We start from the raw sequence: 13,942 nt of genomic DNA on the forward strand, positions 1-13,942 counted from the left end.
CTCAGGCGGCCAGCCACGAGGTGATGGAGCCCTTGGGCGCGCGCTCAGCCTGGACGATCTGGGCGGCGTGGACCCCGAAGCAGATCACCGTCCAAAGGGCCACCGCGGCGAGGCCCAGGTCCGGACGGCCGACCAGCACCGACAGGGTCAGCAGGATCAGGTTCGGGTTCCGGCGAGCGGTGATCAGACGGAAGAAGCTGTCGAACGGACGCCAGGCGTGCATCTCCAGCTTGAAGCGGCCAAGGAAGATGCCCTCCTCGATGCGCTGGGCCACATAGCCGCCGGCGACGATGGCCAGGAACAGGCCCTCCCACGGCAGCGGATGCGGCCCGGCCTGCACCCCCACCAGCCATGCCCACCACCAGAACGGCGGGTGGATCAGGTCGATGCCATGGTCGAAGACATTGCCGATCTTCGACGAGGTCAGGGTCACCCGGGCCAGCTTGCCGTCCACGGTGTCTAGGAAGGTCATGATCCAGGCGCAGATCAGACCCAGGGCGAAGTGGCCGGTCCAGAACAGGCCGAAGGCGGCGAGCACCAGGATGAAGCCGATCATGGTCACCTGGTTCGGCGTCATGCCGGCCAGGGCGCACCAGCGGGTGACGACCCGCGCCGGCGCCGGCCAGACATACTTGGTCACCAGATCCGTGACCCCCTTGTAGGAGCCCTGGAACAGGCGCTTCTCCACCGCCCGCACGCGCTCGGCGGTCAGGCGCTCCAGAACCGGGGCCTCACGCTTGCGCAGGGCGCTGTTGTAGGCGGAGCCCAGCTCCAGCGCGGTCAGGCGTTTCAACGGCAGGCTGGACGGATCCGCGGCCGCCGTCGGGGCATCGGCGGCGGTGACGCAGACGGCGGTCACGGCGCCGGTGTCGTCGATCAGGGCCACGCCCGGCTGGCCGGCCAGGGCCTTGATCAGGGACTCGTCGAACACCCAGCCGGCGTTGGCCAGCACCACGACACGGTCGCGATCAGCGGGAACGGCGGTCGCGGGCTCGACGCCCACGCGGCGGAAGATGCGGTTCAGACGCTCGGTCGAAGTCATGCCCCAGATCCGAACACCCGCCTCGCCCACGACCAGCCCGACAGGCTGGCGGCCTTCCTCGGCGCCCGATACGGTCGTCACCTGCAAACCACCCCTTGCAATCAGGCCGCCTTGATACGCAGGTTCGGGCCGACTGACCAGAAACCGACCGGCCCGCTTTGTATCGCCTCGCACATTTTTCCGACCCGCATCTGCCGTCGCCCCCTGGGTCGATGACGATCAGCTACGCCATGACCAAGCGGCTGTTCAGCTGGTCCTCCTGGCGGCGCAAGCGAAGCAAGCACCACAAGAAGGCCGTGCTCGACGCGATCACCGCCGACGTGGCCGCTTGGAGCCCTGATCATCTGGTGATCACGGGCGACCTGATCAACTTCGCCGCCGACAAGGAGTTCGCCGCCGCCAGAGCCTGGCTTGAAAGCCTAGGCCCCGCGCACGACGTCACCGTGACGCCCGGCAACCATGACGCCCTGGCCGGCTGCGGCGAGTTCGGCCCTTGGGCCGAATGGCTCGAAGACGAAACGACCGACAGCTTTCCCAAGGTGCGCATCCGCGGCGAGGTCGCCGTGATCTGCGTCAACACCGGCCTGCCCACCGCGCCTTTCCTGGCCACCGGGACGTGCGGCGAGGCGCAGTTGGCCCGCCTGGGTCCGATCCTGGACGATCTGAAGGCGCGCGGCCTGTTCCGCATCATCGCCCTGCATCACCCGCCGACCCCCGGCGGCTCGGCGCGCAAGGCGCTGACCGACCAGAAAGCGCTGCGGGATATCCTCGGCCGGCATGGCGCGGAGTTGATCCTACACGGCCACACGCATGTGCCGCTGCTGGGTTCTGTGAAGGGTCCTGACGGCCAGATCGCGACGGTCTGCGCGCCATCGGCCTCTCAGCGGCCCGTCGGCAAGAACAACGCCGCCCGCTGGCACGGGATCGAGATCGAGCGGGGCGGAAGCGGCTGGAAGGTTCGAGTGGAGGTCAGGGGCTTCGCGCCCGACGGCGATGCTGTCGAGCCGCTGGGCCAGTATCGCCTGGACGCCTGACTATTTCAGATAGCGCAGGGTCGAGCGGATGGTCAGGTCGTCCTTGACCACGAACCGCACGGCCTGGAACGACGGCAGCCCCACCTTGGTGGGCGCGTCGTTGGAGAAGCCGAAGCCCTCGGTCGGCATGCCGATGACGCTGCGGTTGAAGTCCCGGTCGCCGTTCTCATCGTGATAGATCGCCACGGCGTAGGCGCCCGGCGGCACGTTGAAACACACCGTGGTCATGGGCGCCGTGGTCGGGGCCCGCACGCGCAACAGCTTGCCCTTGGGGGCGAGGAAACGCTTCGGATTGTCCGGATAGATGGTGACGGCCATCTCGCCCTTGGCGGCGCGGACACCCAGGACCTGAACCGTCAGCGTGGCCGATCCCGCGCCCTCGCATTTCTGGGCAAGCGCCGGCGAACCCATCGCCATGGCTGCGGCCACCCCGGCCGCGCCCACCAGCAAGGTTCGCGCTTTCATGAAAATCGGCGACTCCCTATGATGCCGAAGCGGCGGCGAAGGCCGCCCAGAAGGCAGGTCCGTGAGCAATCCCACAGCGTTGAATTTCGGCTTTCCTCGCACCAAGGTCGCCGAGACGGACCGTTGGCTTGTGCTTGTGCGGCCAAAGCAAGCCACATTTGGGTCTTTGGTTTTGATATGCAAGGAGCCGGCCCGCTCGCTCGCTGAACTCAGTGTCGAGGCCTACGCTGATCTGCAACAGGCTGTCCAGCGGATCGAGGCGATGCTGCGGACCGTGGTGGATCACCAGAAGATCAACTATCTGGCTCTGATGATGGTCGACCCCGACGTTCATTTCCACGTCATCCCGCGATATGAGGGCGTACGCGAGCACGAGGGCCGCGCATTCCGGGACGCCGGCTGGCCGGCCGTTCCCAATCTGGCCGAAACGGTGGAGCTGGACATGGACGCCGCATCGCGACTGGCCGAACACCTGCGCAGCGAATGGCGGGCCTAGGGTGGCGAAGATCAAGCTTCCCACCTTCGGCCTGAACCTGCTCGACCGCTACCTGCTGCGGCTGGTGGCGTGGCCGCTGATCGCCTGCCTGGGCGTGACCGTCGTCACCCTGCTGCTGGAGCGGACCCTGCGCCTGCTCGACCTGCTGTCGCAGAGCAATGACCGCTTCGGTTTCGTGGTCGCCTTGGGCGGCAATCTCGTGCCGCACTACATCGGCCTCGCCCTGCCCATCGCTTTCTTCGTCGCCCTGTTCGTGGTGGTGACCCGCCTGAACACCGACTCCGAAGTCGACAGCCTGTTGGCCAGCGGCGTCTCCCTGACCCGCCTCGCCGCGCCCTTTGTGGCCCTGGGCGTGGGCCTGACCCTCTTCAGCCTGATCGTGTTCGGCTACGTCCAGCCCTACAGCCGCTACGCCTATCGCGCGGTGATGCACTCGGCCCTGAACGCGGGCTGGAACGGACGGTTGCCCGCCGGCGCCTTCATCGACCAGGACGGCGTGCTGATCACCGCCGACATCGCCGATCCCGCCGGCCAGAAGCTGGAGCGCGTCTTCATCCGCCGCAAGGCCAAGGACGGCGGCGAGGAGCTGGTCACCGCCCGGGTCGGCCGCCTGCAGCCGGAGTTCGGCGGCAAGGAGGTCATCGTCACCCTCACCGACGGCCGCCGGATCGGACAGGACGCGCGAGGGAACTACCAGATCCTCAGCTTCAACGACTGGACCATGCGCGCGCCCCTGGCCGGCGCCGCCCGCCTGCTGCGCGCCCGGGGTGGCGACGAGCGGGAGCTGACCCTTGATGAACTCTGGCGCCAGGCCACATCCGGCAAATCCATCCTGCCGGAGCAGACCCTGCTGGCCGAGCTTTACAGCCGCCTCGCACGGGCTTTCTTCCTTCCCTTCCTGCCGCTGATGGCCTTCCCGCTGGGCCTCGCGGCCAAGCGCGCCCGCCGCGCGCCGGGACTGATCGTGGCGGGGCTTATCCTGTTCGCCTTCCAGCACAGCCTGCAGACCGGCGCCGGTCTGGCCGAAAGCGGCCGGACCACCGCCCTGATCGGCACCGGCACGCCCTTCCTGATCTTCTGCGCCTTCTGCGTCTGGATGTTCGTCGGCAGCCGCAACCGGCCGGGCGAGACCCCGATCAGCAAGATCGCCGAGCACATCGCCGTCTTCCTCACCACCTGCGAGAAGGCCGTCCAGTCCAAGAAGAAGCCGGCATGAAGCTCGCCCTCTATGTCTCGAAACTGGCGGCGATGCGGGTCCTGGCGGCCCTCGTCGTGCTGCTGTCGGTGCTGCAGCTTCTGGACCTGCTGGACGTCACCAACGACATCCTGGATCGCGGTCTCGGCGCGGGCGGGCTGGCCTACTACGCGATCCTGCGTCTGCCCCGAATGATCGATCAGGCCATGCCGCTGGCGGTTCTGGCCGGCTGCCTGTTCGCCTTCGCCCAACTGGGCCGTGAAAGCGCGGCGGTGGCCATGCGCGCCGCCGGGGTCTCGGTCTACCGCATCGCCGGCATGGCGATCCCGGTGGCGATGGGGGCTTTCATTCTGCAACTGGCCGCCACAGAGGTCATCGGACCGCGGACCGACGCCATGCTGCGCGCCTGGTGGCGAGACACCGCGCCGGCCGCCGACCGCAAGGGGCCGGAGGTCCGCTCCTTCCGCATCGGCCCCGACCTCGTCACCGCCACCATGGGCGACGACCAGGGCCGGCGGCTGGACAAGGTGATCATCTATCGTCGTGACGCCTCGGGCGCGGTGACCGAGCGTGTCCAGGCGCCGCAGGCGACCTATGGCGCGGGCGGCTGGACCCTGATCAGCCCGTCCTTCGAACGCTTCACCGACGCCGCGGCCCAGCCCGGCTCCGCCGCCCGCATGGCCTGGAACAACCCGCTGCATCCCGGCGACGTGCAGGTGCTGTTCGCCACGGACAACAACGGCTCCGCCTCCTCCGCCCGCCGTGCCTTGATGGGCGGGGGATCAGAGCGGCCGGAAAGCTACTATGTCGCGCGCTGGAACCGCGCCTTCGCCGCGCCGGCCGGCGCCTTTGTCATGCTGATCCTGGCCGCCCCCCTGATCGCCGCCAATTTCCGCAGCGGCCAGGGCGCGACGATCATGACCGTCAGCCTGATGAGCGGCATGGCGTTCATGGTCATGGACGGCATGATCACGGCCTTGGGCGAGAGCGGGGTCATCTGGCCCTGGTTCGGGGCCTGGAGCGCGCCGCTGATGTTCTCCGCGCTCGGCGCGGCAGTCCTGCTCACCCTGGAGGGATGATGGCCTTCGACAGCCATGCGTCGGCGGGCGTCACCGTCAAGGCGGTGCGCACGCGCGCCGAGCTCGACCGCTTCATCCGCGTGCCCATGCGCCTGAACAAGGGCGATCCGAACTGGATCGCCCCCTTGATCAGCGAACGGCAGGAAGCCCTGTCGGCCAAGTCCAACCCGTTCTTCGAGCACGCCCAGGTCGAGATGTGGCTGGCCGTGCGCGACGGCCAGGACGTGGGCCGCATCAGCGCTCAGATCGACGAACTCGCTCCTGCCGATCCGAGTCGCAAGATCGGCCATTTCGGCATGATCGCGGGCGAAGACGATCCGGCCGTGTTCGCGGCCCTGTTCGCCACCGCCGAGGCCTGGCTGAAGGACCGCGGCCGCGACACCGCCATGGGCCCCTTCAACCTGTCGGTGAACGAAGAAGTCGGCCTGCTGGTCGACGGCTTCGACACGCCGCCCATGCTGCTAATGGGCCACGACGCGCCCTATGCGGGCGGGCGGATCGAGCAGCAGGGCTACGCCAAGGCCAAGGACCTCTACGCCTACCTCGCCAACCTGACCCAGGACCTGCCCGACGCGGTGCTCAAACGCGTGCGGCGCGGCGCGGCCGACGGCGTGGTCCTGCGCAAGCTGGACATGAAGCGGTTCGAGGATGAGGTGCACACCCTCACCGACATCGCCAACGACGCCTGGTCGGGCAACTGGGGCTACACCCCCTCGACGGCGGCCGAGACCAAGCAAATGGCCAAGGGCCTGAAGGCGGTGATTGACCCGGATTTGGTGTGGTTCGCGCAGATCGACGGCGAAGAAGCGGGCTTCATCGTCCTGCTGCCCAACGTCAACGAGGCCATCGCAGACCTGGACGGAAAGCTGCTGCCCTTTGGCTGGGCCAAGCTGCTTTGGCGGCTGAAGGTCGCTCGCGTGAAGACCGTCCGCGTCCCCCTGATGGGCGTGCGCCGCAAGTTCGCGGGCAGCCGGCGCGGCATGATCCTGCCGTTCCACCTCATCGACCTGGCCGCCACCGAGGCGCGCCGCAAGGGCTATGAGCGGGTGGAGCTGTCCTGGATCCTCGACGACAACCTGCCCATGCGGAACATCTGCGAGCGGGTCGGCGCGGTCGCCTACAAGACCTATCGCCTCTACGAGAAGGCGCTGAAGTGACCGCCTTCACCGCCCTCGTCTTGGCCGGTGATCGGGGCGAGCCCGACGCCGTCTCCGCCTATGCCGGCGTCGCCCACAAGGGGCTGATCAAGCTTCAGGGTGAAATCCTGCTGGCGCGGGTTCTGAGAGCCCTGGCCGAGGCTGGTGCAACCCGCATCGGCGTCTGCGCCAACAACGCCGAACTGCTGGCCGCCCTGCCCGCCGCCAGGCCCGTCGGCGTCGCCGTGGAGGTGATCGCGCCGGAGGCGGGGCCCAGCCTCAGTGTCCTGCGCTCGGCCCAGGCCCTGGGCACGCCGCTGCTGGTCACCACGGTGGATCACGCCCTGCTGAAGCCGGAATGGGTGAAGCAGTTCATCGCCGACGCGCCCGCCAGCTGCGACATCGCCGCCTTCCTGGCGCCAGAGGCCGCCGTGCGCCATGATGCGCCCGAGACTAAGCGCACCTGGCTGACCTTCCGCGACGGCCGCTACAGCGGCTGCAACCTGTTCCTGCTGAGGACGCCGTACGCCCTGAAGGCCATCGAGCTGTGGCGGACGGTGGAGGCGCACCGCAAGAAGCCCTGGCGGATCGCCCTGATCCTGGGGCTCGGCACCTTGGCGCGCTTCGCTCTGGGCCGCCTGACCCTGGACCAGGCCATCGCCGACATCGGCAAGCGCGCGGGCGTGAAAGCGGCCGCCGTTCGTTCGAACTACGGCCTGGCGGCGGTTGATGTGGACAAGCCGGCGGACCTTGACCTGGTCCGCCAGATCACCGGCGAGCAGCCTTAGGCCGCGACGCTTTCCTTCGACATCCAGCGGGCCGTCAGCTCACGGTTGGGCTGCAGGTCGTGCGGGAAGTCCATCTCGGCCCATTCCAGGCCTTCGATGCTCTGGACGGCGACGCCGCCCTGCTCCTGGGCGATCTGGTTGATCACCGATAGGTACCAGCGCTTCAGGCCTTCGGCCGGATCACGCAGGATCTGGTCGATGACCGTGATGAAGCGGCGGGCGCCTTCCGAAGAGAAGCGCAGGAAGCCGATCGACTCGGCATCGTACTCGGTGATCGTCTTGCCGATGGCCAGCAGTTCGTCGCCGTCGGTCAGGACCTTCATGTCGTCGGCGTCGTAGCGCGCCTTGCGGTCCACGGTGACGGTGATGTCGGCGGCGGGGGCGTCCAGCAGGCGACGGCCGATCTCCGGCTCCCACAGGGTGTCGCCGTTCAGGATCAGGGCGCCGCCGGCCAGCTCCTCACGGACCAGCCAGCAGGTCGCGAGGTTGTCGGACACCGTATAGAACGGGTTGTACAGGCAACGGACCGTCATGCCCGGCAGCGGCGTGCGGGCGACCTCGGCCTCCACGGCGTGCGAATTGAACCCGGTGACCACCACCACCTCGGTCAGGCCGATGGCGTGCAGGTGCGCCAGCTGCCACGAAAGCACGGTGCGGCCGGACAGATCGATCAGGCACTTGGGCAGGTTGTCGGTCAACGGCGACAAACGCTTACCCTGTCCTGCAGCCAGGACGACGGCCTTGTGCACACGAGGCATGAATCTATCCGCTCCGAAAGCCCACCCCGACAGGAAGGCGAATAAGTTCGTACAGGTGGGACGCCCAGACTGTTTTGTCAAAGCGACATGTTAAACAGCGCCTTAACCCGCCATGGTTTCTTGCAATACCGTGGACGGAAACTGCACTTCCCGAGTGTTTTTGCCCTCACTGAACCCTTCGGCTCAGCTTTGGGCGAAGTCGATGGCCCCTGAAAGGATCTTGGTCAGGACGGCGCGCATGGGCGCAGCGCGATCCGGATCATAGGCGGTCGGCCAGTTCTCCGGCGTGAAGGCGGCGGGTTCATCCATATAACCCCGGATCGCCAGCTCCATCTGGATGGCGTGGACACCTTCGCTTGGCCGGCCGTAGTGGCGGGTCGTCCAGCCGCCCTTGAAGCGGCCGTTGGTGACACAGGTGAAGCCCTCGACGTCGCACGCCGACTCCACCGCCGCGCGCAGGGCCGGATCGCAGGTGCGCCCGTCATTGTCGCCGATGTTGAAGTTGGGCAAGTCGCCCTCGAACAGCCGCGGCACGCGCGAGCGGATCGAGTGGGCCTCATAGACCACGACCTTGCCATGCAGGCCGCGCAGACGCGCCACCTCGGCCGCAAGGGCCTCGTGATAGGGCGTGAACCACCCATCCCGCCGCCGGGCGATCTCCGCCTCGTCCGGCGCGCGGCCGGCCTTGTAGAGCGGCTCGCCGTCAAAGGTGGTGGTGGGGCAAAGCTCCGTCGTCGCCTGGCCCGGATAGAGAGACGCGCCCGAGGGATCGCGGTTCACGTCGATCACGGTGCGCGAGATGGCGGTGCGGATCGTGGTCGCGCCCAACCCCTCGGCCATGTCGTACAAACGATGCACCCACCAGTCGGCGTCCTGCCGCGCCAGCCAGGGCGAGACCAGGGCGTCTTCGACGTCGGCAGGGATGTCCGTTCCCGTATGCGGGAAGCTGACGATCAGCGGCGCGTCGCCGCGCGTCACCTGCAGCCAGTCGGTCATGAGGACAACTCCAGAACGACGACGGGCGCCTTACGGCGCCCACGGATGATCGAAACATGAAGAAGTAGATGGCGCGCCCGGAACGATTCGAACGTCCGACCCTCAGATTCGTAGTCTGATGCTCTATCCAGCTGAGCTACGGGCGCGCATCTCGTTGACCCAGGGGGTCCGTCGAGAGGCGCGGAACCTAGTCTGGGCTTTTGCGAAGCGCAAGCCGCTTTCCAGGTTTTTTTCGCGCCTCTCTTTTCGTCAGTTCCCGAGCAGTCCGCCGAGGCCCTTTTTCATGGCCCGACGCGCCGCTTCCTGCGGGGACATGGGCTGTTGCGGACGGCCGCGCTGCTGCGTCGGACGGGCGGCGGGCGCGGCGTCATCCTCGTCGCCGGCCATGTCCATGCCGCCCATATCGCCCATGTCCATGCCCAGGACCGCGCCCGTGGCGGAGCGGTAGCGGACCTTGGTCGTCCATTCGATGTTCCAGGGAACCTTCGGGTCGGTCGGACGCGGCGGGTGGCTGAAATTGGCCTCGCCGCCATAGGCGACCAAGCTGACCATGGCGTTGGGCGCGGCGTCCACGAAGCCCTTGGGCAGGGCGCAGGTCGTGGTCTGCGGGCCCATCAGTTGTTTGGCCTCCACCAGCCGGGCGAGATCGCCCTGGCTCAGATAGTCCGGCGCGATGAAGGCGGCGGCCTGCGCCTCACTGGAAATCCACAGGGCGACCGTGTCCCGCTCCCCGCCGCCGACGGCCGAGGCCAGGAAGCCCTTGGCGCCCACGACAGCGTTCCAGTTGAGGCTGGCGCCCGCCGGGGTCTCGCGCGCCTGCAGGGTGATCGGCGCCAGGAAGTCCTGGTTCTGGTTCAGGGTGAAGCGGATGTCCGGGATGTAGTTGCCGCTGACCACATGCTCCCCGACCAGAGAGCCACGCGGCGGCACGCTCATGGGCGAGCGGTCGTTCGGCCAGACGCCGTAGGTCGCGTGGCGCTGCGGCGACGGCGGCTTCATGGCCGTGTAGTTCAGGGGCCGGAACGCCGAGGCGAAGGCGGCCGAGTTGGTCGCGCCCAGCTTCGACATGTCCAACACCGCCGGCTGGCCCTGGCGGGTCTGGGCGCCGCAGCCCCAGAACAGCAGGATCTTGCCGCGCGGCTTCTCGAACTGCTGCGGCACGTCAGGCCCCTCGCCCCGCTCGGGGGGAATGACCGTCGGCGTAATCAGCGGCAGCGCGCCGCGCGTGCCAAGCGCCGCCGTCGGCGTGTGCTGCGCCGACGGGCCGGCCGCCTTGCGAGAGGAGCCAAGCTGAAGGGTCAGGTTGTGATTGGCCGAGGCCTTCGGCCCGCCGTTCATCATCATGCTCATCATGGCCTGAGGCGAGGGCTTGCCGCCGCTCATCATGCCCGCCATGCCGCTGATGGTTTCGGCGCTGACCCAATATTCGGCGACCGGGCCGGTCACCACCTGCTTCACCGGCGCCTGCGCCCCGGCCCCGCCCGCGGTGGCGGCCGTAACGACGAGTGCGATTCCCGCCCTGTTCAGTTTCATCTGCTAACCCCGAGAAAAATGGCGGCCGCCGTAGCACGGGTCACCGACCAACGGCATGCGTAATGTGCGATCAATAACACACCGCTCGCCCGAAACCGCCGATCGTCGAGGTGGTTGGGGGTTCCAAGCCTCGCCACAGGGGGCCTATTGTGCTCGCCGTCCGCACGCCAAGGAACGCCATGCGCCGTCTGCTCAGCCTCGCCGCCGCCCTCGCTCTCTCCATCAGCACCTTCAGCGCCGCCTCGGCGGCTCCGGCCTCGACCACGCCGCGCGGCATGGTGGCGGCCGCTAATCCGCTGGCGGTGGAGGCGGGCCTGAGGGTCCTGCGCGATGGCGGCTCGGCGGTGGACGCGGCGGTGGCCGTACAGGCGGTCCTGGGCCTGGTGGAGCCGCAGAGCTCCGGCCTCGGCGGTGGGGCGTTCATGACCTATTACGACGCCAAGACCGGCAAGCTGACCGCTTATAACGGCCGTGAGACCGCACCGGCCGGGGCCAGCGCCGACATGTTCATCGGCGCCGACGGCAAGCCCCTGCCCTATATCGACGCCATCCTGTCCGGCCGCTCCACCGGCGCCCCTGGCGCCGTGGCCATGCTGGCCCTGGCCCAGAAGCAGCATGGCGCGGTGGCCTGGTCGACCCTGTTCAAGGACGCTGAAAAGCTCGCCGCCGACGGCTTCGTCGTCAGCCCTCGCCTGGCCCAGCTCGCCAACCTGAACCGCGGCCAGGCCGCCGCGCCGGACGCCATCGCCTATTTCACCAAGGCCGACGGCACGAAGATCAAGGGCGGCGACGTCCTGAAGAACCCCGCCTACGCCGAGACGGTCCGCCGCTTGGCCAAGGAAGGCCCTCGCGCGATGTACGAGGGCGCGATCCCCGCCGCCATCGCCGCCAAGGTCCGCCAGGAGCCGGTCCCGGGAACCCTGACCGCCGCCGACATCAAGGCGTATCAGCCCAAGGTCAGCGAAGCGCTCTGCCAGCCCTACCGCGTCTATGTGGTCTGCGTGCCGCCGCCGCCGTCCAGCGGCGTGGGCCTGCTGCAGGCCCTGGCCATGCTGGAGAGGACCGACATCGCCACGCGCGGCCCCAACGACGCCATCGCCTGGGTTCAGTTGGCTGAGGCCGAGCGCGTCATGTACGCCGACCGCGACCGCTATGTGGGTGATCCTGACTTCGTTCAGGTGCCGGTGAAGGGCCTGCTCGACCCGGCCTACGTGGCCGAGCGCGCCAAGCTGATCGGCGACCGCGCCGGCCCGGTTCCGACCCACGGCACGCCCCCCGGCTTCGAGCCGCGCGGCGCCGACAAGACACAGGAGCCCGGCGGCACCACCCACTTCGTGGTGGTCGACCCCAAGGGCAACGTCGTCTCAATGACCACCACGGTGGAGAGCCTGTTCGGCTCCGGCCGCATGGTCGCGGGCTTCTTCCTCAACAATCAGCTCACCGACTTCAGCCGGTATCCGGAAGACCTGCGCGGCGGCCCGCTGGCCAACACCCCGGCGCCGTTCAAGCGCCCGCGTTCGTCCATGGCCCCAGCCGTCATCCTCAAGGACGGCAAGTTCTACGCCGCCGTTGGCTCGCCGGGCGGCAACGCCATCCTGTCCTACAACCTGAAAGCCATCGTCGGCCTGATCGACTGGAACCTGTCCATGCAGCAGGCCATCGACCTGCCCAACATGGTGGCGCGCGGCGACGCCTTCTCCAGCGAGGTGGACCGCTACGCCCCCGGCGTGGCCGATCAGGTCATCGCCCGCGGCCTGGCCATCAAGGCCGGTCAGAACGAGACCTCGGGTCTCCATGGCGTGGTTGTGCGTCCGGGCGGCGTCCTGGAAGGCGGCGCCGATCCGCGCCGCGAAGGCGTGGCGAAGGGGCTTTAACAGCTCCGCTCATCCCCGCGAAGGCGGGGACCCAAGCTGAGTCTCAATATGGGCTTCCGCCTTCGCGGGAGTGAGCGGCTAAAATTCTTCACCGCCCCTTGGCGGGCTCCGGCGCGCCGGGCAGGCGAAGTTCGAACACCGTGCCCTCGCCGCTCGAGCGCACCAGGGTCAGCTCGCCGCCGTGGCCCTGGGCCAACTCACGAGCGATCACCAGGCCGAGCCCCGTGCCGCCGCGCCGCGCGGAGCCGGCGAACGGCAGGAACAGATTCTCCTGGGCCTTGTCCGGCAAGCCGGGGCCGTCGTCCGAGATGCGGACAATGGAGACACCGTCCTCGACGATCAGGGCCGCCTGGATTTTTCCCTTCCGTCCCGCCTGCCCTTCAATCGCCTGACGGGCGTTGCGCAACAGGTTGGTCAGGATGCGGTGCAGTTGGTCCGGGTCGGCCAGCACCCGCACCTTGGTGTCGACGCCGGTGGCGAAGCGCACTTGCGGCGTCGGCAGACCCGCCTCCTCCGCCGCCGACTTCAGCGCGGCCTTCAACGGCAGCGGCCGCACGTCGGGCGCGGCTTCATCCGTCTTGCCGTAGGTCAGCACGTTGGTCGCCAGGGTCACGGCGCGGTCCAGGGCCCGCTCCAGACGCGGCAGGGCGGCGGCCACCTTGGGATCGCCGATGGCCGCCAGACGGTCGGAGGCGATCTGCGCGCTGGTCAGCATGTTGCGCAGGTCGTGGTTGATCTTGGCCACCGCCTCGCCCAGGGCGGCCAGGCGTGCACGGGAGTTCAGGGCGGCCACGAGGTCGGCCTGCATCCGATCCAGCTCCGCCTCGGCGCGGCCGATCTCGTCCAGGCGGCCGGACAACTCGATGCGCGCCTTGGGGTCTTCCGGATTGGCGCGGAAGCGCTCCATGGCCCGGGTGATCCGCTGCATCGGCGCCACCAGGAAGCGGTTGAGCGACAGATAGACCAGAGCCCCGGCCAGGATCGCCACGAAGGCTGTCACCACCGCCAGACGAACCAAGTACCCCAGCAGGTCAGCCTTCAGCGGAGCATCTGGGGTCAGGATCTCGACGAACTCCGCCTCACGGAATTGCGGCTCGGCCACCACGCGGACCAGGCTGCCCTCGCGGCTGGTCAGGGTGAAGAACGGCGCCGCCAGCCAGGAGCCCGGGTTCTGGCTACGCAGGTCCACCAGATAGGGCGTGCGGATTTCACGAGGCGCGGCCAGCACCAGGCGGCGGACGCCCTCGCTCTGGATCGCCACGGAGACGACTCCAGCCCCGTCCAGAAGCTGGGCAGAGATGCGGTCGCTGATCCTCAGACTGGGATCAGCCTCAGCCACGGTGGAGGCCAGTTCCGCCGCCCTAACCCGCTCCAGCAGCCACTGCTCCTCGAACGCGGCCAGGGCCGGCGGCAGGACCAGCAGGGCCGAAAGGGCGACGAAAAGCGTGGTGAGCAGCAGCAGACGCGCCGACAGGCCGCCGCGCCACGAAAAGCGGCGCTCGACCGGTGCTTCCGGCACAGAAGACGGCGCGGCGTCCATGGCCAT

General features: G+C 68.4%; 13 protein-coding genes and 1 tRNA gene. 7 read left to right on the top strand and 7 right to left on the bottom strand.

The window, feature by feature from the left end; genetic code table 11:
* Position 1 precedes the first annotated feature (1 nt).
* The gene (locus P7B02_RS19245; protein ID WP_431355838.1) at positions 2-1,123 is read right to left on the bottom strand and encodes a CDP-alcohol phosphatidyltransferase family protein; all 1,122 of its coding nucleotides are present in this window, start codon (positions 1,121-1,123) and stop codon (positions 2-4) included.
* 77 nt (positions 1,124-1,200) lie between these two features.
* Between P7B02_RS19245 and P7B02_RS19250 the strand changes: the two genes are divergently transcribed.
* Positions 1,201-2,076: a metallophosphoesterase family protein gene (locus P7B02_RS19250; RefSeq protein ID WP_277787985.1), complete on the top strand. Its 876-nt coding sequence runs from the start codon at positions 1,201-1,203 to the stop codon at positions 2,074-2,076.
* Here the strand turns inward: P7B02_RS19250 and P7B02_RS19255 are convergent, their stop codons facing one another.
* Positions 2,077-2,541, bottom strand: a complete 465-nt coding sequence (locus tag P7B02_RS19255) for a DUF2141 domain-containing protein (protein WP_277787986.1) — start codon at positions 2,539-2,541, stop codon at positions 2,077-2,079. It abuts the gene before it with no gap.
* 136 nt (positions 2,542-2,677) lie between these two features.
* Here P7B02_RS19255 and P7B02_RS19260 point away from each other — a divergent pair, with 136 nt between their 5' ends.
* The 5 genes from P7B02_RS19260 to P7B02_RS19280 are packed head-to-tail and all read left to right on the top strand — an operon-like array spanning position 2,678 to position 7,235.
* Complete coding sequence (locus tag P7B02_RS19260; RefSeq protein WP_347276671.1) at positions 2,678-3,037, top strand: HIT family protein; 360 nt, start codon at positions 2,678-2,680, stop codon at positions 3,035-3,037.
* Between the two features lies 1 nt (position 3,038).
* The gene (locus tag P7B02_RS19265) at positions 3,039-4,253 is read left to right on the top strand and encodes an LptF/LptG family permease (protein WP_277787988.1); all 1,215 of its coding nucleotides are present in this window, start codon (positions 3,039-3,041) and stop codon (positions 4,251-4,253) included.
* Positions 4,250-5,311 carry an LptF/LptG family permease gene (locus P7B02_RS19270; RefSeq protein ID WP_277787989.1) on the top strand — a complete coding sequence of 354 codons (1,062 nt, stop codon included), beginning with the start codon at positions 4,250-4,252 and terminating at the stop codon, positions 5,309-5,311. The genes P7B02_RS19265 and P7B02_RS19270 overlap by 4 nt, the downstream gene beginning before the upstream one ends.
* Complete coding sequence (locus P7B02_RS19275; RefSeq protein WP_277787990.1) at positions 5,311-6,468, top strand: dATP pyrophosphohydrolase; 1,158 nt, start codon at positions 5,311-5,313, stop codon at positions 6,466-6,468. Before P7B02_RS19270 ends, P7B02_RS19275 begins: the two co-directional genes overlap by 1 nt.
* Positions 6,465-7,235: an NTP transferase domain-containing protein gene (locus tag P7B02_RS19280; protein ID WP_277787991.1), complete on the top strand. Its 771-nt coding sequence runs from the start codon at positions 6,465-6,467 to the stop codon at positions 7,233-7,235. Before P7B02_RS19275 ends, P7B02_RS19280 begins: the two co-directional genes overlap by 4 nt.
* Here P7B02_RS19280 and P7B02_RS19285 read toward each other — a convergent pair.
* The 4 genes from P7B02_RS19285 to P7B02_RS19300 form a co-directional block, all read right to left on the bottom strand.
* Positions 7,232-7,993, bottom strand: a complete 762-nt coding sequence (locus P7B02_RS19285; protein WP_277787992.1) for an NTP transferase domain-containing protein — start codon at positions 7,991-7,993, stop codon at positions 7,232-7,234. The two genes, P7B02_RS19280 and P7B02_RS19285, sit on opposite strands and share 4 nt — an antisense overlap.
* 183 nt (positions 7,994-8,176) lie before the next feature.
* Positions 8,177-8,989 (bottom strand): N-formylglutamate deformylase, encoded by an 813-nt coding sequence (hutG, locus tag P7B02_RS19290; RefSeq protein WP_277787993.1) that lies wholly within the window; start codon positions 8,987-8,989, stop codon positions 8,177-8,179.
* 69 nt (positions 8,990-9,058) lie between these two features.
* Positions 9,059-9,135, bottom strand: a tRNA-Arg gene (locus tag P7B02_RS19295).
* Between the two features lie 103 nt (positions 9,136-9,238).
* Positions 9,239-10,522 (bottom strand): hypothetical protein, encoded by a 1,284-nt coding sequence (locus P7B02_RS19300; protein WP_277787994.1) that lies wholly within the window; start codon positions 10,520-10,522, stop codon positions 9,239-9,241.
* Positions 10,523-10,701: 179 nt separating this feature from the next.
* On the opposite strand from P7B02_RS19300, the gene ggt reads away from it, so the two are divergent.
* Positions 10,702-12,396 carry a gamma-glutamyltransferase gene (gene ggt, locus P7B02_RS19305; RefSeq protein WP_277787995.1) on the top strand — a complete coding sequence of 565 codons (1,695 nt, stop codon included), beginning with the start codon at positions 10,702-10,704 and terminating at the stop codon, positions 12,394-12,396.
* 88 nt (positions 12,397-12,484) lie between these two features.
* On the opposite strand, the gene P7B02_RS19310 is transcribed toward ggt, so the two are convergent.
* Positions 12,485-13,942, bottom strand: a complete 1,458-nt coding sequence (locus P7B02_RS19310; RefSeq protein WP_277787996.1) for a sensor histidine kinase — start codon at positions 13,940-13,942, stop codon at positions 12,485-12,487.

The sequence above is a fragment of the Caulobacter segnis genome (assembly GCF_029543125.1).
Taxonomy (GTDB): domain Bacteria; phylum Pseudomonadota; class Alphaproteobacteria; order Caulobacterales; family Caulobacteraceae; genus Caulobacter; species Caulobacter segnis_D.